General features: G+C 42.8%; 20 protein-coding genes. 16 read left to right on the forward strand and 4 right to left on the reverse strand.

Annotated elements, in window-relative coordinates; genetic code table 11:
• The 5 genes from dnaA to CDG60_RS00765 all read left to right on the forward strand — a co-directional run bounded on the left by dnaA (window position 1) and on the right by CDG60_RS00765 (window position 6,814).
• Window positions 1–1,380 (forward strand): chromosomal replication initiator protein DnaA, encoded by a 1,380-nt coding sequence (dnaA, locus tag CDG60_RS00745; protein WP_087513947.1) that lies wholly within the window; start codon window positions 1–3, stop codon window positions 1,378–1,380.
• A 113-nt stretch (window positions 1,381–1,493) separates the two neighbouring features.
• Window positions 1,494–2,642: a DNA polymerase III subunit beta gene (gene dnaN / locus CDG60_RS00750; RefSeq protein ID WP_087513926.1), complete on the forward strand. Its 1,149-nt coding sequence runs from the start codon at window positions 1,494–1,496 to the stop codon at window positions 2,640–2,642.
• 21 nt (window positions 2,643–2,663) lie between these two features.
• On the forward strand, window positions 2,664–3,746 hold the full coding sequence (gene recF / locus CDG60_RS00755) for a DNA replication/repair protein RecF (protein ID WP_087513927.1): 1,083 nt from the start codon (window positions 2,664–2,666) through the stop codon (window positions 3,744–3,746).
• Window positions 3,747–3,798: 52 nt separating this feature from the next.
• A complete protein-coding gene (gene gyrB / locus CDG60_RS00760; RefSeq protein WP_087513928.1) occupies window positions 3,799–6,267 on the forward strand; it encodes a DNA topoisomerase (ATP-hydrolyzing) subunit B in 2,469 nt (822 codons plus the stop codon).
• Window positions 6,268–6,454: 187 nt separating this feature from the next.
• Window positions 6,455–6,814, forward strand: a complete 360-nt coding sequence (locus CDG60_RS00765; RefSeq protein ID WP_087513929.1) for a hypothetical protein — start codon at window positions 6,455–6,457, stop codon at window positions 6,812–6,814.
• An 858-nt stretch (window positions 6,815–7,672) separates the two neighbouring features.
• On the opposite strand, the gene CDG60_RS00770 is transcribed toward CDG60_RS00765, so the two are convergent.
• Window positions 7,673–9,607 (reverse strand): ATP-binding cassette domain-containing protein, encoded by a 1,935-nt coding sequence (locus CDG60_RS00770; RefSeq protein WP_087513930.1) that lies wholly within the window; start codon window positions 9,605–9,607, stop codon window positions 7,673–7,675.
• Window positions 9,608–9,843: 236 nt separating this feature from the next.
• Between CDG60_RS00770 and CDG60_RS00775 the strand changes: the two genes are divergently transcribed.
• The 5 genes from CDG60_RS00775 to erpA all read left to right on the forward strand — a co-directional run bounded on the left by CDG60_RS00775 (window position 9,844) and on the right by erpA (window position 14,767).
• Window positions 9,844–10,851 (forward strand): putative solute-binding protein, encoded by a 1,008-nt coding sequence (locus CDG60_RS00775; protein ID WP_087513931.1) that lies wholly within the window; start codon window positions 9,844–9,846, stop codon window positions 10,849–10,851.
• A gap of 255 nt (window positions 10,852–11,106) precedes the next feature.
• Window positions 11,107–12,117 carry a putative solute-binding protein gene (locus CDG60_RS00780; RefSeq protein WP_087513932.1) on the forward strand — a complete coding sequence of 337 codons (1,011 nt, stop codon included), beginning with the start codon at window positions 11,107–11,109 and terminating at the stop codon, window positions 12,115–12,117.
• A gap of 134 nt (window positions 12,118–12,251) precedes the next feature.
• Window positions 12,252–13,247 (forward strand): putative solute-binding protein, encoded by a 996-nt coding sequence (locus tag CDG60_RS00785; RefSeq protein ID WP_087513933.1) that lies wholly within the window; start codon window positions 12,252–12,254, stop codon window positions 13,245–13,247.
• Window positions 13,248–13,302: 55 nt separating this feature from the next.
• Window positions 13,303–14,310: a putative solute-binding protein gene (locus CDG60_RS00790; RefSeq protein WP_087513934.1), complete on the forward strand. Its 1,008-nt coding sequence runs from the start codon at window positions 13,303–13,305 to the stop codon at window positions 14,308–14,310.
• A gap of 121 nt (window positions 14,311–14,431) precedes the next feature.
• Window positions 14,432–14,767: an iron-sulfur cluster insertion protein ErpA gene (gene erpA, locus CDG60_RS00795; protein ID WP_087513935.1), complete on the forward strand. Its 336-nt coding sequence runs from the start codon at window positions 14,432–14,434 to the stop codon at window positions 14,765–14,767.
• A gap of 53 nt (window positions 14,768–14,820) precedes the next feature.
• On the opposite strand, the gene CDG60_RS00800 is transcribed toward erpA, so the two are convergent.
• Together CDG60_RS00800 and CDG60_RS00805 are read right to left on the reverse strand one after the other, a co-directional pair.
• Window positions 14,821–15,663, reverse strand: coding sequence for an alpha/beta fold hydrolase (locus CDG60_RS00800; protein WP_087513936.1), 843 nt, complete (start codon window positions 15,661–15,663; stop codon window positions 14,821–14,823).
• A gap of 132 nt (window positions 15,664–15,795) precedes the next feature.
• Window positions 15,796–16,923 (reverse strand): anhydro-N-acetylmuramic acid kinase, encoded by a 1,128-nt coding sequence (locus CDG60_RS00805; protein ID WP_087513937.1) that lies wholly within the window; start codon window positions 16,921–16,923, stop codon window positions 15,796–15,798.
• 80 nt (window positions 16,924–17,003) lie between these two features.
• Between CDG60_RS00805 and tyrS the strand changes: the two genes are divergently transcribed.
• From tyrS to tauD, 5 genes are all read left to right on the forward strand, one after another.
• Window positions 17,004–18,218 (forward strand): tyrosine--tRNA ligase, encoded by a 1,215-nt coding sequence (gene tyrS, locus CDG60_RS00810; protein WP_087513938.1) that lies wholly within the window; start codon window positions 17,004–17,006, stop codon window positions 18,216–18,218.
• Window positions 18,219–18,736: 518 nt separating this feature from the next.
• A complete protein-coding gene (gene tauA / locus CDG60_RS00815; protein WP_087513939.1) occupies window positions 18,737–19,726 on the forward strand; it encodes a taurine ABC transporter substrate-binding protein in 990 nt (329 codons plus the stop codon).
• Window positions 19,727–19,743: 17 nt separating this feature from the next.
• Window positions 19,744–20,550 carry a taurine ABC transporter ATP-binding subunit gene (gene tauB / locus CDG60_RS00820; RefSeq protein WP_087513940.1) on the forward strand — a complete coding sequence of 269 codons (807 nt, stop codon included), beginning with the start codon at window positions 19,744–19,746 and terminating at the stop codon, window positions 20,548–20,550.
• Window positions 20,551–20,552: 2 nt separating this feature from the next.
• A complete protein-coding gene (tauC, locus tag CDG60_RS00825) occupies window positions 20,553–21,395 on the forward strand; it encodes a taurine ABC transporter permease TauC (RefSeq protein WP_087513941.1) in 843 nt (280 codons plus the stop codon).
• Window positions 21,396–21,498: 103 nt separating this feature from the next.
• On the forward strand, window positions 21,499–22,362 hold the full coding sequence (gene tauD / locus CDG60_RS00830; RefSeq protein WP_087513942.1) for a taurine dioxygenase: 864 nt from the start codon (window positions 21,499–21,501) through the stop codon (window positions 22,360–22,362).
• A 422-nt stretch (window positions 22,363–22,784) separates the two neighbouring features.
• Here the strand turns inward: tauD and CDG60_RS00835 are convergent, their stop codons facing one another.
• A complete protein-coding gene (locus CDG60_RS00835) occupies window positions 22,785–23,363 on the reverse strand; it encodes a YczE/YyaS/YitT family protein (RefSeq protein ID WP_160116945.1) in 579 nt (192 codons plus the stop codon).
• A 267-nt stretch (window positions 23,364–23,630) separates the two neighbouring features.
• On the opposite strand from CDG60_RS00835, the gene CDG60_RS00840 reads away from it, so the two are divergent.
• A complete protein-coding gene (locus CDG60_RS00840) occupies window positions 23,631–25,523 on the forward strand; it encodes a 5'-nucleotidase C-terminal domain-containing protein (protein ID WP_087513948.1) in 1,893 nt (630 codons plus the stop codon).
• The last annotated feature ends 249 nt before the right edge of the window (window positions 25,524–25,772 follow it).

Consider the following 25,772-nt stretch of genomic DNA (forward strand, 5'->3'; position numbering starts at 1 on the left):
ATGCTTTGGACAGACTGCTTGACCCGTTTGCGTCAAGAGTTATCAGGTAATGTCTTTACGATGTGGATAAGACCTTTGGTCGCTGAGGATCAAGGGGATACACTCCGTCTGTATGCGCCTAATCCTTACTGGACGCGTTATATTCAGGAGCACCATCTTGAGCTGATCACGATCCTTGCGGAACAGTTGTCCGAAGGTCGGGTCCGTAAAGTTGAAATCCAGGTAGATTCACGTCCTGGAGCAATCCTGTCAGCTGCTGAACAACCGGCAACCACAACTGCTGCGCTGGAATCAGTGCCTGTTCCTGTAACGAAGCCTAAAAAAGAAAAAGATGAGGGAAATCTTAAAAACAGTCGAAAGCGTCAGCTGAATCCACTGTTTACTTTTTCTCTTTTTGTTGAAGGCCGTTCCAACCAGATGGCAGCAGAGACCTGCCGTAAAGTTCTGACACAGCTGGGGGCTTCACAGCATAATCCACTGTTTTTATATGGTCCTACAGGTCTGGGTAAAACCCACCTGATGCAGGCTGTCGGTAATGCCTTACTTCAGGCAAAACCGAATGCACGTGTGATGTACATGACTGCAGAAAGTTTTGTACAGGATTTTGTCAGCTCGCTGCAGCAGGGGAAAGTGGAAGAATTTAAAAAGAACTGCCGCTCTCTCGATCTGTTGCTTGTGGATGATATCCATCTCCTGGCAGGCAAAGAAGCCAGTCTTGTAGAGTTTTTCTATACATTCAATGCCTTACTGGATGAATCCAAGCAGATTATTTTAACATCAGACCGTTATCCCAAAGAGTTGACTGAGCTGGATGCACGTCTGGTGTCCCGTTTTTCATGGGGGCTTTCTGTGGGTGTTGAGCCACCTGATATTGAAACCCGGATTGAGATTTTATTAAAAAAAGCTGAAAGCAGTGGTGTTGAACTGCCGCGTAACTGTGCTCTGTTTATTGCGCAGCAGGTGGTGGCAAACGTTCGTGAACTGGAAGGTGCACTGAACAAAGTTGTTGCCATTTCACGCTTTAAAGGTACGGTGATTGATCTTGATGTTGTCCGTGAATCTTTGAAGGATGTTCTGGCGATACGTGCAAGAACCATCAGTACTGAGAATATTCAGCGTGTGGTCAGTGAATATTTCCGGATTCCATTAAAAGAGCTGATGGGACCCAAGCGTACCCGTATTTATGCGCGTCCACGCCAGCTGGCCATGGGGCTTGCACGTGAACTGACCGGAGACAGTTTCCCTGAAATCGGTATGGCATTTGGTGGTCGTGATCACAGTACCGTGATGCATGCCTGTGAAAAAGTCCTGAGTTTAAGGGATGAAGATCCAATCTTTAATGAAGATTATAAGAATCTGCAGCGTCTGTTACAAAGCTGATTTTTTGATCATATTCTGTTCTTGCAATGCGGCATATTCTGCCGCATAGTACATAGCTAAAAAATAAATTTACCCAGATTATTTACCGTTATCCAGATTTAGAGGAATCCATCGTGCGTTTGAAAATCGCGAAAGAAAGCTTAGTCAATGTGTTGTCACATGTGGTCGGAGCCGTTGAACGTCGCCATACTTTAAATATTCTTTCAAACGTAAAAATTCAGGCAAATCAACAGGCTTTAACCATTACAGGTTCTGACCTGGAAGTTGAGCTGGTGGCCAGTACCACACTTGCTGAGGGTGCTTGTCTGCAGCCAGGTGAAACGACGGTTCCTGCCCGTAAACTGATGGATATCTGTAAATCTTTACCTGCTGCTGCGATTGTGGATCTGCAGATCACTGAAGATCAGCGCTGTATTTTAAAATCGGGTGCAAGCCGTTTTGTGCTGGGGACTTTGCCTGCTGAAGACTATCCATTACTGACCACTGAAAACACTCAGGGTACTCAGGTTCAGGTGACTGAACGTGAGCTGAAACGTCTGTTTGAAAAAACAGCGTTTGCAATGGCGGTTCAGGATGTCCGTTTTTATCTGACTGGTACTCTGCTTGAAATTGATGACAGTCAGTTGCGTGCAGTCACCACAGATGGTCACCGTCTGGCATTGTGTGAAACACTGGCGTCTTCCAATGCGGGTCAGTTGGTTCAGGCTATTGTGCCACGTAAAGCCGTGGGTGAATTACAGCGTCTGCTCAGTATTGAAGATGAACAGTTAACCTTGCTGATCGGTCGTGAACTGCTGAATGTCACTATCAGCACTCCAAGCCGTGATAAAGAGCAGGGTGATATTACGGTCCGTTTCACCACCAAACTGATTGATGGGAAATTCCCGGACTATCGCCGCGTTATTCCTCGTGGTGGCGACAAAAAAGTGGTGATCGCGCATGATGTGTTCAAGCAGTCTTTACAGCGTGTTTCGATTTTAAGTAATGAAAAATTACGCGGTGTATTTCTGAATTTTGGTGCTGATTCTTTACAGTTACGTGCCAATAACCCAGAACAGGACGAAGCTGTTGAAGATCTGGCGATTCAGTATGCAGATACGCCAATGGAAATGTCTTTCAATGCACAGTATATTCTTGACGTTTTAAGCGTGCTGGATGGCGATGATGTTGCCATGACCATGACTGAAGCTAATCAGTCTGTACTGGTACAGGATCCGACCCAGCAGAATCAGACCTATGTGGTCATGCCGATGCGTGTTTAAACAGTCTGCTTTTTAAAAACCATGCATATTACGCGTTTAAATATACAACGTGTCCGAAATCTGAAAGCGGTTGCACTCCATGAGTTGCAGCCGTTTAATGTTTTTTATGGGCAGAATGGTTCCGGTAAAACCTCCGTTCTGGAAGCCATTCATCTGCTGGCAACAGGGCGTTCTTTCCGTACCCATATTCCTAAAAACTATATTCAGCATGATACTGCCGATGCCGTGGTCTTTGCCCAGTCTGCCTCTGAAAAAATAGGCATGCAGAAACTGCAGAGTGGAGAGCAGCTGATTAAGGTCAATGGTGATTCCATTGCCACACAGGGGCAGCTTGCCCGCATACTGCCGTTACAGCTGATTGACCCACAAAGTACAGACATTATTGATCATGGTGCAAAACCCAGAAGACAGCTGCTCGACTGGCTTATGTTTCACGTGGAACCAGAGTTTTATCATGCATGGCAGTATTACTCACGTGCATTGAAACAGCGCAACAGTCTGCTGAAGTCACAGCGCAATATTTCCCTGTCAGAACTTGAACCCTGGAATAAAATGCTCAGTGATTATGGGGAAATTCTGCATTCACAGCGCATGGAAATAGTGGAGCAGTGGAAACAGTATCTGCAGCAGGATCTGGCTCAGTTATTGCCTGATCTGGATATTCAGATGGAATACAGCGCAGGGTTCCATGTGGAACATGGACTGGCCAGTGATCTGATTCAGTATCACCAGAAAGATGTGGACAGACGTTATACCGAATACGGTCCGCACCGTGCAGATCTGCGTTTTAAAACCCCATTGGGCGATGCTGATACAGTTCTGTCCAGAGGGCAGAAAAAACTGCTGATCATGGCGCTGAAACTGTCGCAAATTGCCATGTTACATGCCTGTAATAAGGAAACTGTGGTATTATTGGATGATGTGACAGCAGAATTAGATTTAACTGCACAACAGCGATTAATTGAACGTCTGAGCCAGTTAGGCAGTCAGGTTTTTATCACCACGCTGGACCAGCAATCAGTAAAAAAACATTTACATGATTTATCTATCTGTTACCGGTTGTTCCATGTGGAGCAGGGACAGGTTCAGGTTGCTGGGCCATGATTTTATATTTTCGCCAGTTTTGGACAGACCCATTATTTATCAGGGAGAAACCATGAGTTCAGAAGATCAAGCAGCTTCTCAAACAGAACTAACCACTGAAAAGGCTTATGACTCCTCCAGTATTAAAGTATTACGTGGACTGGATGCGGTACGTAAACGTCCAGGCATGTATATTGGTGATACAGATGATGGTTCAGGTCTGCATCATATGGTCTTTGAAGTCGTGGATAATGCGATTGATGAAGCACTGGCAGGACACTGTGATGAGATCATTGTAACCATTCATGAAGATGAATCGGTCAGTGTATCCGATAATGGCCGTGGTATTCCTACCGATATTCACCCTGAGGAAGGGGTGTCAGCTGCTGAAGTGATTCTGACCATCCTGCATGCAGGCGGTAAGTTTGATGACAACAGCTATAAAGTATCTGGTGGTCTGCACGGCGTAGGCGTGTCAGTGGTGAATGCACTCTCCAGTAAACTGGAGCTGACCATTCATCGTGCAGGTCATATTCATCAGCAGGAATATAAACACGGCGATCCGGTTTATCCGCTGCAAGTGATCGGTGACACCACCACATCGGGAACAGTTGTCCGCTTTTGGCCAAGTGCTGAAACCTTCAGTCAGACCATTTTTAACGTGGATATTCTGGCACGCCGTTTACGTGAACTGTCATTCCTGAACGCAGGTGTACGCATTGTACTGCGTGATGAGCGTGTGGCACTGGAACATATTTATGACTACGAAGGTGGTCTGTCTGAGTTTGTTAAATACATCAACCAGGGCAAAACACATCTGAATGAGATTTTCCATTTCACCACACAGGCTGAAAATGGCATTGCTGTGGAAGTGGCACTGCAATGGAATGACACGTATCAGGAAAATGTACGTTGCTTTACCAATAACATTCCACAGAAAGATGGTGGTACACACCTGGCTGGTTTCCGTGCTGCACTGACCCGTGGTCTGAACAGCTATATGGAAAGCGAAAACTTACTGAAAAAAGAGAAAGTTGCTGTATCGGGTGATGATGCCCGTGAAGGTCTGACTGCCATTGTTTCAGTGAAAGTGCCTGATCCAAAATTCTCTTCGCAGACCAAAGAAAAACTGGTGTCCAGTGAAGTTAAACCTGCAGTTGAGCAGGCCATGAATAAATCATTCTCTGAATATCTGCTGGAAAACCCACAGGCTGCCAAGTCCATTGCCGGTAAAATTATTGATGCAGCACGTGCGCGTGATGCAGCACGTAAAGCCCGTGAAATGACACGCCGTAAGAGTGCGTTGGATATTGCAGGTTTACCAGGGAAACTGGCGGACTGTCAGGAAAAAGATCCAGCACTGTCTGAACTTTACCTGGTCGAGGGTGACTCTGCGGGTGGTTCAGCAAAACAGGGCCGTAACCGTAAAATGCAGGCGATTTTACCGTTAAAAGGTAAAATTCTGAACGTGGAACGTGCCCGTTTTGACAAAATGATTTCTTCTCAGGAAGTGGGTACGCTGATTACCGCACTGGGTTGTGGTATTGGTCGTGAAGAATATAATCCAGATAAATTGCGTTACCATAAAATCATCATCATGACCGATGCTGACGTGGACGGTTCACACATCCGTACACTGTTACTGACTTTCTTCTTCCGTCAGATGCCGGAACTTGTGGAACGTGGTTATATCTATATTGCCCAGCCGCCACTTTATAAGCTGAAAAAAGGCAAACAGGAACAGTACATTAAAGATAATGATGCACTGGAAACTTATCTGATTTCCAATGCGATTGATGAGCTGGAACTGCATATCAGTGCAGAAGCACCGGCTATTCGTGGCGAAGCACTGGAAAAAGTGATTTCTGATTATCAGACTTCACAAAAAAGCTTACAGCGTTTAACTGTGCGTTATCCTGCAAGTCTGCTGGATGGTCTGCTTGGACTGGAAGCATTTAAACTGGATCAGAACCAGGATGAAAACTATGTGAAACAATGGGCAGAACAGTTACGTGCTGCTATTGAGGCACAGCAACCGGGTTTACGTCCAGAAATTACGCTTGAATCCTTTGAAAAAGAACTCGTAGATGGTGCGAAAGTGATGCAGTACTGGCCGCGTGTGACCGTATATGTGCATAATTTACCGCATCATTATCTGCTAGATCAGGGTCTGCTTGCATCGAGTGAATATAAGCGTTTACTGCAGAATTCGAAAAGCTGGTTTACTTTACTCGAAGCAGGTGCTTATTTGCAGAAAGGTGAGCGTAAAATTCAGGTATCCACTTTCCATCAGGTATGGCAGCAGATTCTGTCCGATTCACGCCGTGGCATGATGATTCAGCGTTATAAAGGTCTGGGTGAGATGAATGCTGAGCAGCTTTGGGAAACAACGATGGACCCAGAAAACCGCAATATGCTTCAGGTTACAATTCAGGATGCGATTGAAGCTGACCGTATGTTTGCCTGCTTAATGGGCGATGATGTGGAACCACGCAGAGCCTTTATTGAAGAAAATGCGTTAAATGCTGATATTGATGCTTAACTGAATTAAACACATAAAACCCTGAACAGTTCGCTGTTCAGGGTTTTTTTTGTGAAAAATAATGGTGTATCAGCTGACATCTTTATGATGTATCTCTGTAACGTCATCTAAATTTTATCAAACTGTCTTATTTTTATGCGACTATCGGATTATTCGACAAATCAGATATAAAACAAGAGGCTGTGAGATGGATAACCAACTTGAACATATCCGTGATATCTGGGTAAATGCATTTTTTACAGGAAATTATGATGTGCTTGCGCAATATGAAGATGAATCCTTTCGCGTTGTGTATGAAAAGGAAGGCGTGACGGAGAGTAATTACACCCGTTATGAAAAAATTGCTCATGCGGTTAAAAATGGTGTATGGAAGCCTCAGAAACCAGAGATTATGAGTGAGGAGTTTGAATTTAACCGCGATCTGACTGAGTGCCGGGTTACCCTGGAACTGGAAAATGAACCCACTGTGATACAGGAATCATGGGTTTTTTATGATGAATGGAAAGTGGTGGAACTGCGTTTCTGTAAATCCAGAAAATTGTCTTAGACATGAAATGACATCGTGAATGGTGTCATATTTGAGTTAAATTGAGCAGATCAGCCTTCTGAGAACATCTTCTCAGATGCATTTTATACAGTAAATGCAGATAAAAATATTCAACATAATCAAAATATAAAATTTTTCTCCGTAAAAAGTTTATTCAGGGTGGTTATTTTGAATCAAAAATAGCCACTCCTGTCCCTGTTTAAAATGAAAATAATCACTTGTCATTCGTCAGAATTGACGATGTTTTATACAAAACCAGGATAAAATAGCACCAGTAAATACTGTGGATAACTTAGTTTAAGGCTCTGAAAATACAGTCAATAAGAAAATTTAAACGGGTTGAATAAAAAATTATCCACATCAAATCTCGAAATTTCAGTATCAGATCTGATAATCCGTTGAGAGTGACAGACAGGATACCGTTTTTATTTATCCACAAGTTGTTTGCTGGTTTTAATCCCTGCGTTATGAATTTAAAAATATGAATGAAATCTGAGTTTCAGCGGGTATTGATCTGATTGGTAACTGGGTTAACAGTCTTTCAGGTTAAATGTCTGACTCAGGGTCACAGGGATATGGATTGATACTGTATTTATTTAATAAATGATACTCTTAAGTCAGACTAATTAATATTAAGAATAACTAAAAATGTTCCACGGAAATATATAAATAAAAGTTATTAATTAAAATAAGTATAATTAAATCAATAAGTTAATTGTTTTTATATTTCAACGTCGAGAGATACCCCAGCGGTTTGCTGACAATCAGGTCTTGCTGAAGACTTCATTATTTTTCTACAGACCCAAAAAAAGCCGTTAAATAACGGCTTTTTAAGTGGAATAGACTGACTGGAATGACTTATTCGAAAGAACTTTCCAGTTCTTCCAGCTGCATCATCAGTTCAAGCATCTGTTCTTCAATCTGTTCCAGTTTTCCTTTCAGTTCAGTCTGTTCATTCATCAGTTTCAGTAAATCATCCTTTCTGCTGGCTTCATAAAGGGATGTATCTGCAAGCAGTTCTTCAATCTGTGCCAGACGTGGCTGAATTTTCTCAATCTGAGCTTCATTTTTTTCAATATTTTTACGTATCGGTCGGCTGAGTTCACGCTGACGGGCGGCTTCCTTACGCTGACCTTCTTTATCCAGTTTTGAAATAACAGTTTTTTCAACGACCTGCGACTGAACAGGTGCTGCAGGTTTCTGACCATTTTTGATCATGTCGATGCGTGCCTGGCGTAACCAGTCTGCATAAGCAGTTAAATCACCTTCAAATTCACGGCTCTGACCACCATGCACCAGGATCAGTTCATCACACACAGCAGAAATCAGCTGGCGTTCATGTGAAACCAGTACTACCGCACCTTCAAAGTCCTGAAGTGCCATAGTCAGGGCATGACGCATATCCAGGTCCAGGTGGTTGGTTGGTTCGTCCAGAATCAGTACATTCGGGCGTTGCCATACAATTAAAGCCAAAGCTAGACGGGCACGTTCACCACCAGAGAAACTTTCACTCGGGGTATCCATGCGCTCACCACTGAAGCCGAAACTTCCCAGAAATGAACGTAACGACGCTTCACTGATTTTTTTATCAGCAATACGTGACAGTTGCAGCATTGGGCTGGCATGACCATCCAGGGCATCCATCTGATGCTGGGCAAAATAACCGATATTGAGTAATTCAGAGGCTTTTCGGTGCCCCTGGATCAGAGGAAGATCACCCACCAGTGATTTGATTAAGGTGGATTTACCCGCACCATTCATTCCCAGTAAACCAATACGGCTGTTCGGCGTAATCTGCAAACTGACATTGGTGACAATCAGTTTATCGCCATAACCAATATCAGCATGCTCCAGTTGCAACAATGGTGAACTCATTTTACTCGGTTCACGGAAACTGAACGTAAAAGGGGTGTCTACATGAGCTGCAGACAGTTCCTGCATACGTTCCAGCTGTTTGATCCGGCTCTGTGCCTGTTTGGCTTTGGTTGCCTGAGCTTTAAAACGGTCAATATATTTCTGTAAATGCGCACGGGTTTCCAGCTGTTTTTCATAAGCCTGTTGCTGTTGTGCAAGGCGCTCTGCACGGGTACGCTCAAAGGTTGAATAATTACCCGTATAAAGCGTCAGTTCCTGATTTTCAATATGCAGAATATGGTCAGTAATGGCATCCAGGAAATCACGGTCATGTGAAATCAGAATCAGAGTACCTTCATAGGCTTTTAACCAGTCTTCCAGCCATAAAATAGCGTCTAAATCGAGATGGTTGGTCGGTTCATCCAGCAGCAGGAGATCCGAACGGCTCATCAGGGTACGTGCTAGATTCAGGCGCATCCGCCATCCACCTGAGAAACTTGAAACCAGCAGTTCTGACTGATGTTCAAAAAATCCAAGTCCAGCCATCAGCTGTGCAGCTTTGGATGGGGCGGTATAGCCGTGAATTTCGTCAAAACGGCCATAAAGATGAGCAATCTCTTCGTCACTCAGTTGATCCGGATGTTCCAGTTTATGCTGAATACTCCAGTATTCTTCATCGCCTGACAGCACAAAATCAATGGCTTTCATATCCAGTGCTTTAATTTCCTGAGCCATGTGCGCCACTGTCCATACCGCAGGACGGGTCAGAGAACCACTGTCAGATTCCATGCCACCGAGTAAAGCAGAAAAAAGGGTGGATTTGCCCGCACCATTGACCCCGGTTAAGCCAATTTTCCAGCCTGGATGAAGTTGCATGGATGCTTTTTGAAATAATATGCGTCCATTGCGGCGTATAGAGAGCTGGTCGAGCTGAATCATTGAATTATCAAACGAAGCAAAAGTTGGGCATATTCTAAAGGAAGCCGCCTGGAAATGAAAAAATAATGCGAAGAAAAGACAAGCAGCAGAATATGTCTACTGGTTGATGGAAAGTTGTGATTTTATTCAGGAAATCTGCATTTTGTCGGAAATGGAGTAATTACTCTATTTTTGGAAAAAGAACAGCGTTATAGTCAAAGAGCATGAAAACCAGAAAAGAATAATGAGGAAGGATAATGAAAAAAGGAATTTTGTTATTGTCTGCACTGACAGTTCTAGGGGCTTCCAGTGTGGCAGAAGCAAAGGAAAATGTCTGTGTGTTCGACCTGCTGGGAAAAGCAGGAGAATCCTATAAATTACTTGAGGAATGGGCACTGGCTGCAAAAAGCTGGGGTGGCGATATCAACCTGATTGCCTATCAGGATGAAGCTAAAGTTGAGAGTGATTTTAAAGCCGGTGAATGTGATGCTTTTTATATGACCTCCATGCGCGCCCGTTCATATAACAAATTTGCAGGTTCAATTGATGCACTGGGCGGTGTTCCCAGTAACAGTATTGCCCAGAAAGCAATCGCTTATGTCCTGGATAAGAGAAACAATAAAAGACTGGTCAGCACAATCGGCAAGGAACAGTTTGAAGTTGCAGGCATTGGCCAGATTGGAACAGCATATATATTTGTCCGTGACCGTTCCATCAATACTCTTGAAAAAGGTAAAGGGAAAAAATTTGCTGTCCTGCATTATGACCAGGCACAGAAAATGATGGTGGAGCGTTTTGGTGCTGTGCCGGTCATGTCTGATATTTCGAACTTTATTAAAAAATTCAATTCAGGTGAAGTGGATATTGTCGCTGCACCGGCTTACGCATTTAAGCCACTTGAGATGTACAAAGGTCTCGGTACGAAAGGAGCAATGTTTAATTTTCCTGTGGTCAATGTCACAGCTGATCTGATTATCCGACCTGGAAAGTTCGAAGATAATTTTGCTGTACAGTCCAGAAGCTGGTTTGTCAGACAGCTGCCGAAAAGTTTTGCGCAGGTGAAACGTATGGAAGCCGAAATACCGGCAAAATATAAAATGAATCTGGAAAAAGAAGATCAGGAAAAGTATCAGAAGCTGTTAAGAGAAGGGCGTATGGATCTGACTAAACAGGGTGTTTATGATGCAACCATGATGACTGTACTGAAAAAAGCACGCTGTACGGTTGAACGGACCAATTTTGAATGTTCACTGGGTGGCGAATAGGTAGGCCGTTTTTAGTGACATTGTAAAAAAAAGTTTGCAATGTAAATCAGGCATAAATCTTATAAAAATATAACTATATGAAAAAATTGTATTTTTATATTTATAAAATGATACCTGGTTCATATGTTGTTAAAAAAGTAAGAAATAATCAAAAAAAATGGAGTAAATGCTCTATTTTTTTATCGGGAACTTGCTTAAAATTATCTGGTGTATGGACACTTATGTGACAACAAGATTCTTAAAGGAAAAAATACAATGAAAAAAACCCTCCTTGCATTGGCTGCTTTTACAGCGGTAGGTATCACAACGACAGCTCAGGCTGAAAAAGTGGATGTCTGTGTATTTGATTTACTGGGCAAATCCGGTGAGTCTTATCAGATGGCTCAGGAATGGGCACTGGCTGCAAAAGGATGGGGAGCAGATGTGAATCTGATCCCACGTCAGGATGAAGCAGTTGCTGATAACGATTTTAAAGCGGGTAAATGTGATGGCGTCTTTATGACTGCCATGCGTGCACGTCAGTATAATAAATTTGTAGGATCAATTGATTCAATTGGTGGTGTACCAAGCAATGCAATTGCACAGAAAGCAATTACTTTTGCCCTGGACAGCCGTAATGCTGCAAAAATGACGACTAATCTCAGCGGAAAAAAATATGAAGTTGCAGGTATTGCACCTTTAGGTTCAGCATTTATTTTTGTGCGTGATAAAAGCATCAACTCCATTGAAAAAGCAGCAGGTAAAAAGTTTGCCGTTTTAAGCTATGACAATGCGCAGAAAATCTTAGTACAGCGTGTCGGTGCTCAGGCTGTTGCGTCTGATGTGTCAAACTTTGTTGCAAAATTCAACAATGGTCAGGTGGATATGGTTGGTGCGCCAGCCTATGCGTATAAGCCGCTGGAAATCTATAAAGGTCTGGGAACAAACGGTGCAATGTTTAACTTCCCTGTGTTACAGGTAACAGCTGACTTTATTATCCGTCCCGAACAGTTCCCTGCAGGCTTTGGTCAGAAATCGCGTGATTATTTTGTGAAGAATCTGCCGAAAAGCTTTGCCATGATCAACCGTCTGGAAAGTGGTATTCCTGCGAAGTATAAAATGAACCTGACTGCAGAAGACAAACTGAAATATCAGAAACTGATGCGTGATGGTCGTCTGGAATTAACGAAATCGGGTATTTATGATGCAGGCATGATGAGCGTACTGAAAAAAGCACGCTGTTCTGTCGATAAAGCAAACTTCGAGTGTTCACTTGGTGGTGAATAATTCTGATTTATAAGCAAAAAACCTGGATTTGATCCAGGTTTTTTGCTTTCAGCAGTTGTGTCATTTGTGCCATTCGCAAGACTTTAAAAAAAGATTAATCTGATCACAGAATAAATAAAATTTTCAGGATGAAAATGAAACTACAAAAAAAAGGATTTGTACTGGCAGCAGGTCTTTTATTTGCCCTTAATGTACAGGCAAAACAGACATTCTGTGTTTTTGATGTCGCAGGTAAGGCAGGCGATGCCTATGCGCTGATGAAAGATTATGCCCTCGAAGCAAAAAAATGGGGTGCTGATCTGGATGTCAAAGTCTATAACGATGAGCGTGTGGCGACAGAAGACTTTAAGGCGAAGCGCTGTGATGGTGTTGCCATCAGTGGTTTACGTGGACGTCAGTTCAACTCATTTACAGGTTCTATTGATGCGCCAGGCGCATTACCGTCTCTGAGCAGTGCCATTAAATTTTTACAGTTTCTGTCTCGTCCACAGTTTGCAAAAGAGATGATCCGCAATGATTATGAAGTTGTTGGTCTGATTCCGATTGGAGCAGCATATATTTTTGTGAATGACCGCAGTATCAATACTGTTGCTAAAGCCGCAGGCAAGAAAATTGCGGTTCTGGATTTTGATCAGTCTCAGAAAGAAATGGTACAGAAAATGGGTGCACAGCCTGTGACCACTGATATTTTAAGTGCTGGACCAAAATTCAATAACGGTCAGGTGGATATTATTGCAGCACCGGCAGTGGCTTTTAAACCGCTTGAACTGTATCGGGGGCTGGGTACGAAAGGTGCGATTTACCGTTTTCCACTGGCACAGATCACAGGAAATCTGATCATTCACAAAGACCGCTTCCCTGAAGGTTATGGGCAGAAGAGTCGATTATATGTGGCTTCTCAGCTGCCACGTGCAACACAGATTATTGGTAAACTTGAAAAGGATATTCCTGCAAAATACTGGCTGAATGTGCCGAAAGAAGATCATCTTGGTTATATTAAACTGATGCGGGAAGCCCGTATTGATCTGATGAAATCAGGACGCTTTGATAAGCGTGTGCTTGGACTGATGAAAAAAATTCGTTGCAGTGAAGACCCTCAGTCTTTTGAGTGTCCGCTGAATGATGAATAAACCCTAATAATTCAGTGTGACTGAATAACAAAAAACAATGACAAGGAAATAAAAAATGAAACAATGGTCTAAAGTTTTGATGCTTGGTGCAGGTCTGATGACAGCAGCAGGTGCAGTTCAGGCTAAACAGGTGATGTGTGTATTTGACCTGGTCGGTAAAAGCGGTGACGTTTATACGCTTATGAAAGATTATCAGCTGGCAGCAAAAAACTGGGGTGCAGATATTGAACTGCGCGTTGGTCAGAATGAAGCCGTGATTGCTGAAGACTTTAAAGCGGGCAAGTGTGATGCCATCAGTGTAACAGGGATGCGTGGCCGTCAGTTCAATGAATTTACAGGTTCGCTGGATGCCATTGGTGCGATTCCAGATCTGAACCTTGCGGTTAAAGTGATGCAGGGACTTGCGAGTCCAACATTTGCAAAATACATGGTCAATGGAAAGTATGAAGTCGCAGGTGTCATTCCTGTAGGTGATGCATTCCTGATGGTTAATGACCGCAGTATCAATACCGTTGCTAAAGCGGCAGGTAAGAAAATTGCAGTACTGGATTATGACCAGGCACAGAAAATCATGGTTCAGCAGATTGGTGCGCAGGCTGTGAGTGCAGATGTCACCAATTTCGGTGCAAAATTCAACAATGGTCAGGTCGACATTATTGGTGCGCCAGCAGCTGTGTTCAAACCTTTGGAATTACATAAAGGTCTGGGCACGAAGGGAGCGATCGTCAATTATCCAATTCTTCAGGTCACAGGCAATCTTATTATCCGTCCAGAAAAATTCCCTGCAGGTTATGGGCAGAAGTCACGTGACTGGGTGAAAACACAGTTACCGCGTGCATTTACGATTCTGGGAAAAATGAAGTCTGATATTCCTGCAAAATACTGGATGGAAGTTCCTGCAGCAGATAAACCGGGTTACCAGAAGATGATGCGTGAATCGCGTGTTGATCTGACCAAACGTGGTGTTTACGATAAGCGTATGATGAAACTGTTATGGCAATTCCGCTGTAAACAGGATCCAAAGAACTTCGAATGTTCCATGCAGGACGAGAACTATAAATAATTCTGAGTTTTTTACTCTGAATAAACTTTAAAGTTCACACACTGACCATATATTGAGTATGTTATACTGAATATATGGTTTTTGTTTTTAAGCCATCCAAATTGTTTGAGGAAGACCCATCATGAATGCACCAGCGCTTGAGATGACTGATAATGCTGCAAAGAAAGTTCGCCAGCTGCGTGACAGCGAAGGCAATCAGGAACTGATGTTACGTGTTTACGTAACAGGTGGCGGCTGTTCAGGTTTTTCTTATGGCTTTAATTTTGCAGAAAGCATGAATGAAGATGATGCTGAATTTGTCAATGGCGATGTAAAAATGCTGGTTGATTCGCTGAGCTATCAATATCTGGTCGGTTCTAAAGTGGATTATATCGAAGGTCTGGAAGGTTCACGTTTTATCGTGGAGAACCCGAATGCAACCACCACCTGTGGCTGTGGTTCATCTTTCTCCATTTAATTGCACCGTAAAAAAAAGCCCTCAATGGAGGGCTTTTTTTACGGTGCATACTTTCAGGCAGCAATTGCCTGAAGAATATGTTCACTCAGTTGCTTCGCATTCTGTACAGGAATCCAGTGCGTTGCATCCATAATCACTTCTGTATAAGGCGCATCAACATACTGCCTGTTTAGCTGAACGGACTTTTCACCAATAGCTGAATCATGTTTGCCCCATATGAAAAGTGTCGGGACTTTGACGGGTTGAGTCAGATATTTATTTGAACTGAAAGGAATACCACGGTACCAATTCAGCGCCGTGCTGAGTCTTTTTTCTTCTACAATTTCCTGCTGAAAGTCTTTGAGCTGCTGTTCAGTCATACCTGAGTTTTTGAGCAGCCCCAGTCCTATTTTTGAGAGTCGGGTAAAAAACAGTTCTGGAATTTCAGGTAACTGAAACAGTCCCATATAATAAGATTTAAACAGTTGTGTACTGCTGAGCATGGAACGCATAAATGCAGCTTTGTGAGGAACAGATACTGAAATTAAGTGCTTAATTTTTTCTGGATAACGCTGGGCAATATCCCAGGCAATGACCGCACCCCAGTCATGACCGACCAGATACACGGGCTGTCCGATCAGCTTCAGCAGCGTGTGGACATCTTCCACCAGTGCAGAACTTCGATAATCCCTGCGGTTTCTGGGACGGGCACCCAGGCTGTATCCGCGTTGATTGACTGCATAGGTTCTGAAGCCCTGAGCATTCAGAATGTCAGCTGTCTGTTGCCAGCTTTTGTTGGTTTCAGGAAAGCCATGTAACAGGACAAAAGGCTGACCATCTAAAGGACCTGTATCCAGGACATCAAAGGTCAGCTGGTCCCGCTGGAATTGTGTAATCCGTTGAGTGTTTACAGTCATGAGAAATAGCTCTGTACAGTTTCTGTCCATGCTGACAGATTCCACTTTTTGTGGAAAAGCAGAAAAGGACAGGTCTCAGGCATATCAGGTCGAAAATTGTTAAACAATTTCCGCTGCTGCAGAAGTCAGGTCTCAGACGACCGTGACGGTTCCCAGAATCCGGTCACCTTTTGCACCTGTGACAGCAGGAAGATTGCCACTGAGTTGCTGGTCAAAGCGCATGGCAAGCCACGCAAATGCTGTAGCTTCGACCCAGGTTGGCGCCAGCCCAAGTGCTGAAGTACTCTGTACAGACCAGTTATGTTTACGTAAACGCCAGCGCAGCTGTTCAAGCAGATGTGAGTTATAAGCACCACCACCACAGACATAGACTTCACCTGTATCGAGTGGTGAGCGGTAAATGGCTTTTTTAATAGCGCGGGTGGTCAGTTTCATTAAGGTTGCCTGAACATTTTCAGGAGTGTCTTCCAGTTCGTCATATTCCAGATCATTTTTCCAGTCTGCAATCTGCTCATCCAGCCATTCCAGATTGAAATCTTCACGTCCTGTACTTTTGGGTGGTTCTTTAGAAAAATACTCATGTGACTGCAGACGTTCCAGTAGGCTTCTGACGGGCTGACCGTAAGTTGCCCAGTTGCCATTTTCATCATAAGGCTGACCGGTGTAACGATGACACCAGGCATCCATCAGGATATTGGCAGGACCGGTGTCAAATCCATACACATCATCCGGATTGCCAGCGGGCAACATGGAAACATTGGCGATTCCACCTAAATTCAGAATGACACGGTGGATGGTCGGGTGCTGAAACAGTGCCTGATGAAAAGCCGGAACCAGAGGAGCACCCTGACCGCCAGCCGCCATATCACGACGACGGAAGTCTGAAACAACAGGAATCTGAGTAATTTCGGTAATGATATTGGGGTCGCCAATCTGAAGGGTAAAGCCATGTTCAGGACGGTGACGGATGGTCTGCCCGTGTGAACCAATGGCTTTAATCAGTGATCTGTCCAGCTGGTTTTCTTCGATCAGGGTATTGATGCCATGACCGATCATCTTTGCCAGACTGACATCTGCCTTACCCATACGGTCTATTTCATTATCACCAGGTAATGTCAGCGCCATCAGCTCATCCCGAAGGTCGGGATCAAAAGCCAGTGTCAGGGATGCATGTAACTGCAGTGGATCAAAAGAAGCAGCGACAATATCCACACCATCCATGCTGGTGCCCGTCATTACGCCAATATAGATCGCTGTCATGGTGATTCTTAAGCCTGCAATGTGCTGAAAAAGTGTTAGTATATCTCACAAATGAGATAACTGATGTATTGGATTTTGTGATGTCAAATTTCCTGCCGGCGGAAGAACAACTTGCCCTCATCCAACGAGGCACCCACGAAATTATTTCTGAAGAGGATCTTTTAAAGAAACTCAAGGAAAACCGTCCTTTAAAAATTAAAGCGGGTTTCGACCCGACTGCACCTGATTTACATCTGGGGCATACGGTACTGATCAACAAACTGAAAACCTTTCAGGATCTGGGACATGAAGTCACTTTTCTGATTGGTGACTATACAGCCATGATTGGCGACCCAACGGGTAAAAGTGCAACGCGCCCGCCGCTGTCCCGTGAGCAGGTGCTGGAAAATGCCAAAACCTATCAGGAACAGGTATTTAAAATTCTGGACCCTGAAAAAACCAAAGTGCGCTTTAACTCAGAATGGTTTGCCAACCGGACTGCTGCGGACTTGATTCAGCTGGCTTCACAGCAGACGGTTGCCCGTATGCTTGAGCGTGATGACTTTACCAAGCGTTATAACAGTCATCAGCCTATTGCGATTCATGAATTTTTATATCCGCTGGTTCAGGGATATGACTCAATTGCACTGGAAGCAGATGTGGAATTGGGCGGTACGGATCAGACCTTTAACCTGTTGATGGGTCGTACACTTCAGGGTCGTTATGATCAGGAAGCTCAGGTCTGTATTACCGTTCCTATCCTGGAAGGTCTGGATGGCGTCAATAAAATGTCCAAATCACTGGGCAACTATATTGGTGTATTTGATGCTCCAGGCGCGATGTACCAGAAAGTCCTGTCCATGCCAGACAGCCTGATTGAACGTTATTTTGATTTACTCAGCTTTAAATCGCTGGATGAAATTGCAGCCTTGCTGAAAGAGATTGAAGAAGGGCGTAATCCGCAGGAAGTGAAGAAAATTCTTGCACTTGAACTGGTGGAACGTTTCCACGGTGCGGAAGCTGCTGAACATGCTCATAAAGGTGCGGGTAATCTGATCACTGAAGGCGAATTACCGGAAGATACACCGGAAGTGACCATTTCACGTGGTGAGTTCGGTGGTGAAGTTTCCATTATTTCGATTTTACGTGCAGCGGGTTTAACCAAAAACTCGGCACAGTCTAAAGATGCTGTTGGTCGTGGTGCAGTAAAAGTGGACTGGAATGTTGTGGATGCAAGCTACATGGTGAAAGAAAACGGTACGCTGATTATTCAGGCAAGTAAAAAAGCGATTGCAAAAGTAACGTTTACTGACTGATATACTGCCAGAACAGAGACAGGAATGGGGTTTCGCCCATTCCTGTTTTTTTTTTGCTTATAAGTTATCTCAATAACAAAATTCAAAAAAAACGTATTAAAACAAAGGTTAAATTTTTCCATAATTATTGATTTTGTCTGGATCTATGTATATTATTTACTCATAATGAACAGATGTATAAATATTCTGTTCAGACCTGAAAAGCACAGGCAGGCTCCACAGTTTATAGGTCTCTTCCCCAAGAGACTCTTTTTAATTTGCTTTAAGGGAATAACTATAATAATGACATGATGGATCGTTAAAGGATCTAATTCTGAGGGAGAGGTTTTGGGAGAGATCTCTTTCTTTTTTTTGTCTGAAAATTCAAACCACTCCAACCATCACAGCATACTCTGCATACTTTCTAAATTAATAAAAAAGATAAGCAAATCTGAAAAACATATTTTTTATTAATATACGAAAACCTTACCATTAACATGAATTTTAATCTTTTCTCCTGGCACATTTTATAATCACTCATGAAACTTCAGCAATTGATTTTGTTGAGTTCATTCACTGTCTTACTGGGCATGAGTGGGCTGACAAATGCACGTCCTATAGTGATTGGTTATCAGACCAATATCGAACCTGCCAAAGTGGCGCAGGCAGATGGTGTCTATGACAAAGCGATTGGGCAAAAGCTGGACTGGCGTTTATTTAACAGTGGGGCAGAGGTGTTGACCGCTTTGGCTTCAGGTTCTGTGGATATTGCATTGATTGGTTCAAGTCCATTGGGTGCAGCAGTTGCAAATAATCTACCGATTGAAGTGTTCCTGATTTCAACTGATCTGAAAAGTGCAGAAGCACTGGTAGTACGCAATGGTTCAGGGATTCATAGCCCGAAAGATTTAATCGGTAAAAAAGTCGCAACGCCATTTGCCTCTACAGCGCATTACAGTTTATTGGGTGCTTTGAAACACTGGAATATCAAAACCAATCAGATTCGTTTACTGAATTTAAAACCTGCGGAAATCAATGCGGCTTGGCGTCGTGGTGATATTGATGCAGCTTTTGTATGGTCTCCTGCACTCGCCAATATTCAAAAAACCGGCAAGGTCATGACCGATGCAGGGCAGGTGGGTCAATGGGGTTCTCCAACGTTTGAAGTCTGGGTGGCACGCAAAGATTTTGCCAAAAAGCATCCTGAGGTTTTAAGCAAATTTTCTACGGTGACTTTGAATTATTACGACAGTTATAACCGTAATAAGAAACAGTGGACGGCAGATTCTCCTGCGGTCAAAAAGATTGCCAAGATTACAGGTGTAGATGCGCAGGATGTACCGACTTTGCTTGCAGGTGCGGAATATCCAGATCGCCAGGTACAACTGAGTCAGCAGTATCTAGGTGGACGTACCACGCAGAATATCGCCAATTCAGTGAATTTTCTAAAAGCGCAGGGTCTGGTTAAAAAAGTATCTCCAGATTATCAACAATTTATTACGACACGCTATATCAGCGGGTCTAAATAAGATCGGAAGGGTTCATCATGGCTGTATTGACGGTAGAACATGTACAAGCGCAGTATGCTGGCGCTCAACACCCTGTACTTCAGGATGTATCTTTCCAGTTGGGTTCTGAGCAGTTAATGGTGGCGTTGGGCGCTTCAGGCAGTGGTAAGACGACATTATTAAACCTGATTGCAGGCTTTACTCATCCACAACTCGGTTCGATCAAACTGGACGGTGAAGAAGTGCTTGCACCGAGTCGTGACCGTGGCGTGGTGTTTCAGGATGATGTGTTATTGCCGTGGCAAAATGTACAGGACAATATCGCCTTTGGTTTAGAACTTGCAGGTATTGATAAATCAACCAGATTAAGCAAAGCACAGGAATTATTAAACCTGGTCAATTTGGACGGTTTTGGTCAACGTCATATCTGGGAACTTTCAGGTGGGCAACGTCAACGTGTAGGTTTGGCACGTGCTTTAGCATCTGACCCTAAAATCCTGCTGATGGATGAACCGTTTGGTGCTTTGGATGCATTTATCCGTGAGCAAATGCAATGTCTATTATTAGACGTTTGGAAAAGCACAGCTAAACCGACGTTCTTGATTACCCATGATATTGAGGAAGCTGTTTTCCTTGCCACAGACCTGATTATTCTTGCGCCAAATCCTGGACGTATTGTTGAAAAACTGGAACTGGATTTTGCAAAGCGTTATGCCAATGGTGAGTCTGCGCGCAGTATTAAATCAGATCCGAAGTTTATTGAAATGCGTGAATATGTGTTGAATCGTGTTTTTATTCAAAATGGTCAACTCAATAATCAAAACCAACACGTCGAGCAGGTGTAATCATGACAGCACATTTAGATCCTGAATTGGTTGCTCAAGGTACTGCACCTCAGTCGGCTTCCGCAAAAGTTCCACGTGAAACCAGTATCACTTTGATCAGCACGATTACGATTATTGCGCTCATTGCGGTGTGGTGGTTGGTGACTACATTGGGCTGGATTGATGCTTTATTTTTACCATCGCCAGTTGCAGTGATAGATCGTTTTCAGGATTTAGTTGCCAATGGCTATATGAGCATCAGCTTATGGAGTCATATCGGTGCGAGTCTGGGACGTATCGGAACAGCTTTGATTGCAGCGGTGATTACAGCGATTCCTTTAGGGATTGCGATTGGACGCAATAAAATTGTCCGTGGTGTATTAGACCCAATTATTGAGTTTTACCGTCCGATTCCGCCTTTGGCTTATTTACCATTAATCGTGATCTGGTGTGGTATCGGTGAATTATCCAAAGTTTTACTGATTTATTTAGCGATTTTTGCACCGATTGTGATTGCAACTGCAACAGGTGTACGTTCAGTCGATCAAGCTAAAATCCGTGCAGCACAGTCTTTGGGTGCAAGCCAGATGCAGATTATCAAACACGTGATTTTACCGAGCTCATTGCCCAATATTCTGACAGGTATCCGTATTGGCTTAGGTGTGGGTTGGTCTACACTGGTTGCCGCTGAACTGGTGGGTGCATCTGAAGGTTTAGGCTTTATGGTGCAATCCTCTTCACAGCTTTTAGCGACAGATGTGGTGATCGTGGGTATCTTAATTATTGCGGTGATCGCTTTTATTCTGGAGATTGGTCTGCGCCGTTTGCAGCGAAAATTAGTGCCTTGGGATAAGCAATCTTTGTAAGTTTGATCAAGCTTGAGCTTCTGTTAGGAAGCAGATTGTCCAATTATATTTATTCTTTAGTTATTTAAATCTTTTCAAACATCATGAGATGATCGAGGAAGAAATGAACGCTGTTGTTTCAAGTACTTTTAAAGTGACCCCATTGAATCCAACGATTGGTGCTTTAATTGAAGGTGTTAATTTTAATCAACCCTTAACACCTGAGGAAAAGGCTTCGATTGAAGCGGCTTTACTGAAATATCAGGTGATTTTCTTTAGAAATCAGCAAATGACACCACAGCAACATGCGGCATTTGCTTGTCAGTTTGGTCAGTTGCATGTCCATCCAATCTATCCAAACATTCCAGAACAACCTGAAATTATGGTGCTGGATACTGAACTGAATGACTTACGTGATAATGCACTTTGGCATACCGATGTGACCTTTCTTGAAGAACCCGCGATGGGTGCAATTCTCAGTGCCAAGAAAGTACCTGCGTGGGGTGGTGATACCTTATGGTCAAGTGGTACAGCGGCTTTTGAAGCATTGTCTAAACCGATGCAGGAGATGTTGAGTGGCTTAACTGCAACGCATGATATTGCACGTTCATTCCCTGTAGATCGTTTTGGCGGTGATTCTGCTGAACTGGAAAAACTGGAAGCAGCTAAGAAAAAGCATCCACCGATCAGCCATCCTGTGATCCGTACACATCCAGTGACAGGTCGTAAAGCCTTATTTGTCAGTGAAGGATTCACCACTCGAATTAACGAACTGGAAGCAAAGGAAAGCGATGCAGTATTGAAAATGTTGTTTGAACATATTCAAAAACCAGAGTTTGTGGTGCGCTGGTCATGGCAAGCCAATGATGTGGCTTTCTGGGATAACCGTTGTACTTTCCATTATGCCGTAGATGATTATCGTCCTGCGCATCGTGTGATGAACCGTGCGACATTGATGGGCGATAAACCGTTCTATCAGGCGGATTGATTTGAACGTATTGGTTTGAAAGTACTGTTTTGAGAGTATGATTTTAATGATTTGATCCATGTGAGTTTCAGTAAATTCACATGGATTTTTTTATTGATGAGTCATATAAGAAATAAATACCACTTGATTAAAGTTAGATAATATAAATTAAAGGTTTACACAGACTCGAAATATGTTGAAAAGTTTAAATTGCTTTGCGTAGTCGATGCCTCACTTTTGAAGGGTCAAAAGTGACAAAAACCCTTTGTTGGACATGAGAAGCGAGGCTTCGCAAGATCTCCTATCTTCGGAGTATACTCCTCATGTCCAACAGCGACATCCATGTCGCCTCACGATAGCATCACCACGTTTAAAGCAATTAGTGTAGAAAAGCAAAAGAGGCTAATTTATATAAAGTTAATTTAACAGATTGGTATAACAGCTTATTTAAAATCTAAAAAACTGAATTTAGGCATCATCGTACGTATCAGCGTTCCAATTAAAAAAGCAGAAATAATCGTCCCTTCCCGAATTCCGATCAGTTGATGCAACACCAGATAAGAGCTGATCGCTGCAAAAGCCACAAGAATCACATCGCCATAGGTTTTGACTGAGCCATAATTTTTGTGAAAACGAATCGCAAAAGCCTGATAAACCCCTTCACCTGCCAGATAAATTAAACGTGCTTTAACCTGTAAAATGACACCAACCGCCGTGATCACACAACTGATCAATGACACCGACATCTGATAAACGTATTGTTGAATGTTCATAAACTGCGTCAGCCAGAGCGCGACATCAATAAACACACCAAATACAATGCCTACCACAAGTTGCAGCCATTGAATCATCTGAAACTGTTTACCTAAAATTGCCATTTGCATCAGAATAAAAACAGCATGCAGGATAATAGTCAGTACGCCGACACTTAATGGAAAAATATAACTGAACACATAAGGCACGGAAGAAATCGGTGATGTTCCTAAATTGGAACGGATTGAAAGTGCAACGCCAAAGGACAATAAACTTAAGCCACAAAATAAGGTGAGTATACGAAGCAGAAAGTGTTTTGGCATTGGACTGGATAAAAGCGTAAATAAAAAAGTGTATGCCTTTGTCCCTGTACGATCTATAAGGCGAAAGCAAAGAAAATGCCCCAGTTTTATAGAATGATCATTTTTAATGATGATTGAAAAAGTAAAAAAACTTCCGTGTGCTCAATTATTCATCAGAATTAAATAAAAAACCGACAGAATAAAAGCCAGTTTATATTGATGATTGGAAATATCATGTTGATTAATAATAAAAAACAAATACTGGCATTGTCGGTTATCTCGATACTTTTGACAGCCTGTAATGATGATAATGATACGGCTGTAAAGGTTGAAGCAAAACCACTGGAACTTAATATTTTACATATCAATGATCACCATTCACATCTGGATGAAGAAAGCATTAAGTTTAAAGCCAATGTAGGGACAGGTGAGGAAGAGTTCTCTGTTACAAGTGGGGGCTTTGCACGAGTTGCGAGTTTGATCAATCAGCTGGCAGCGGAAAAGAAGAATGCTCTAAAAATTCATGCAGGTGATGCAGTAACAGGGGATCTGTACTACAACTTAACTGATGGAAAAGCAGATGCAGACGCAATGAATACCGTTTGTTTTGACACATTTACACCTGGGAACCATGAGTTTGATGCCAAAGATGATGGGTTGAAGAAATTTATAGATTTCCTTGATCAAGGCGCATGTAAAGACAAAACCAAAATACTGACTGCCAATGTTACTTTTGGCGCTTCATCTCCTTTATATAAAACCAATCGTATTCAAAAATCACAAGTCTTCGAAAAAGATGGGGTGAAATTTGCCATTATTGGTTTAACTGTGGCGAAGAAAACCAAGAACTCATCGCAACCGAATGCAGACACGCTATTTGAAGATGAGATCGTCACAGCACAAAAAGAAATTGATCAATATAAAGCACAAGGCATTAAAAATATTATCCTGCAAACTCATGTAGGCTACGACCTGGATCAGCAACTTGCTAAATCACTGACCGATGTCGATGTCATAGTTGGTGGCGATTCACATACATTACTGGGGCCAGATAGCCTGAAAAAATATAATATGACCCCAGAGGGTGCTTACCCATCACAACTGAAGAATAAAGATGGAAACTTAGTTTGTGTGGCTCAGGCTTGGCAATATAGCTATATTGTCGGTGAATTAAATGTGAAGTTTGATAAGAATGGCAATATTGAAAGCTGTAGTGGCACACCGAATGTGTTAATTGGAAATACGTTTGCACGTACCGCAAAAGATGCCAAAGCTGTAACTGAAACTGAGAAGCAAGCCATTCTTAATCAATTCAAGACGGATAATGTTCCATTTAAAGTGGTTATACCATTACAGAAAACATTAGATGTCTTAAAACCATATCAGGATCAGAAAAAGAGTTTTGCCCAAACCATCGTAGGACAAGCAACCGATAATCTATGTTCGCGCCGTGTACCGGGAACGCAACGTGATGTGGGACGTTCATCTTTAGGTGATGTCTGTAATAAAAACCCGCATGTAGATCAGCATGGGGGTGATATCCAGCAAATCATTGCTGAGGCATTTTTACAGCAAGGTAAGACATTCTTCAATGCAGATATCTCTTTCCAGAATGGTGGTGGTGTACGTGAAGATGTTGCCTTAGGTGATGTCAGCGTCGGTAAAATCTATAATGTCCTACCATTTAAAAATACCCTATTGCGTCTGGATATGACGGGCGCAGAAGTGAAAGCGACGCTGGAAGATGCAATAGATGGTGTGATCGCACAGAACAATACAGGCAGTTATCCATATACAGGTGGGTTACGTTGGAATGTCGACTTCACTCAGAACAAAGGTCAACGTCTCAGTCAGATTCAAGTACGTAATGATGCAGGTCAATATGAAAATCTGGATCTGAATAGAACCTATAAAGTGATCACGATTGATTTCCTTGCAAATGGTGGTGACTACTACACAACACTGAAAACCATTACAGGTGAACGCCGTGTCAATGTTGGTTTAGATTATGCAGAAGCCTTTTTAAAGTACGCACAGGCGCTTCCAGGACAGATTGGTCAGAAGAAGATCAATAAACTGGCAACAACGGAGTACAGCACTCAGTTGTTTATCGACAAAGCCAAATAAGATGAATAAATAAATGCAAAAAATCCCGCTTCGGCGGGATTTTTTTATAAAAATGCTCAAAAAATAGATAAAAAAACGATTTTTTCACGAATTTGGTAGAAAAAATGTCCACACGATTAAAAACCCTTGAAAAAGGGGTTGCACCGGTTCTGAAATGCTGTAGAATGCACATCCATCGGCGGTGATGAAGATTAAAACTTCTGATAAAACAGTAGCTTAGCATAGAATGGTTAAGTTGGGTTTTAGAAA

It is taken from the genome of Acinetobacter chinensis (genome assembly GCF_002165375.2).
Classification (GTDB): domain Bacteria; phylum Pseudomonadota; class Gammaproteobacteria; order Pseudomonadales; family Moraxellaceae; genus Acinetobacter; species Acinetobacter chinensis.

Coding starts and splice junctions, on each gene's coding strand:
- dnaA (WP_087513947.1), top strand. CDS start 1: ATGCTTTGGACAGACTGCTTGACCCGTTTGCGTCAAGAGTTATCAGGT.
- recF (WP_087513927.1), top strand. CDS start 2,664: ATGCATATTACGCGTTTAAATATACAACGTGTCCGAAATCTGAAAGCG.
- gyrB (WP_087513928.1), top strand. CDS start 3,799: ATGAGTTCAGAAGATCAAGCAGCTTCTCAAACAGAACTAACCACTGAA.
- CDG60_RS00765 (WP_087513929.1), top strand. CDS start 6,455: ATGGATAACCAACTTGAACATATCCGTGATATCTGGGTAAATGCATTT.
- CDG60_RS00770 (WP_087513930.1), bottom strand. CDS start 9,607: ATGATTCAGCTCGACCAGCTCTCTATACGCCGCAATGGACGCATATTA.
- CDG60_RS00775 (WP_087513931.1), top strand. CDS start 9,844: ATGAAAAAAGGAATTTTGTTATTGTCTGCACTGACAGTTCTAGGGGCT.
- CDG60_RS00780 (WP_087513932.1), top strand. CDS start 11,107: ATGAAAAAAACCCTCCTTGCATTGGCTGCTTTTACAGCGGTAGGTATC.
- CDG60_RS00785 (WP_087513933.1), top strand. CDS start 12,252: ATGAAACTACAAAAAAAAGGATTTGTACTGGCAGCAGGTCTTTTATTT.
- CDG60_RS00790 (WP_087513934.1), top strand. CDS start 13,303: ATGAAACAATGGTCTAAAGTTTTGATGCTTGGTGCAGGTCTGATGACA.
- erpA (WP_087513935.1), top strand. CDS start 14,432: ATGAATGCACCAGCGCTTGAGATGACTGATAATGCTGCAAAGAAAGTT.
- CDG60_RS00800 (WP_087513936.1), bottom strand. CDS start 15,663: ATGACTGTAAACACTCAACGGATTACACAATTCCAGCGGGACCAGCTG.
- CDG60_RS00805 (WP_087513937.1), bottom strand. CDS start 16,923: ATGACAGCGATCTATATTGGCGTAATGACGGGCACCAGCATGGATGGT.
- tyrS (WP_087513938.1), top strand. CDS start 17,004: ATGTCAAATTTCCTGCCGGCGGAAGAACAACTTGCCCTCATCCAACGA.
- tauA (WP_087513939.1), top strand. CDS start 18,737: ATGAAACTTCAGCAATTGATTTTGTTGAGTTCATTCACTGTCTTACTG.
- tauB (WP_087513940.1), top strand. CDS start 19,744: ATGGCTGTATTGACGGTAGAACATGTACAAGCGCAGTATGCTGGCGCT.
- tauC (WP_087513941.1), top strand. CDS start 20,553: ATGACAGCACATTTAGATCCTGAATTGGTTGCTCAAGGTACTGCACCT.
- tauD (WP_087513942.1), top strand. CDS start 21,499: ATGAACGCTGTTGTTTCAAGTACTTTTAAAGTGACCCCATTGAATCCA.
- CDG60_RS00840 (WP_087513948.1), top strand. CDS start 23,631: ATGTTGATTAATAATAAAAAACAAATACTGGCATTGTCGGTTATCTCG.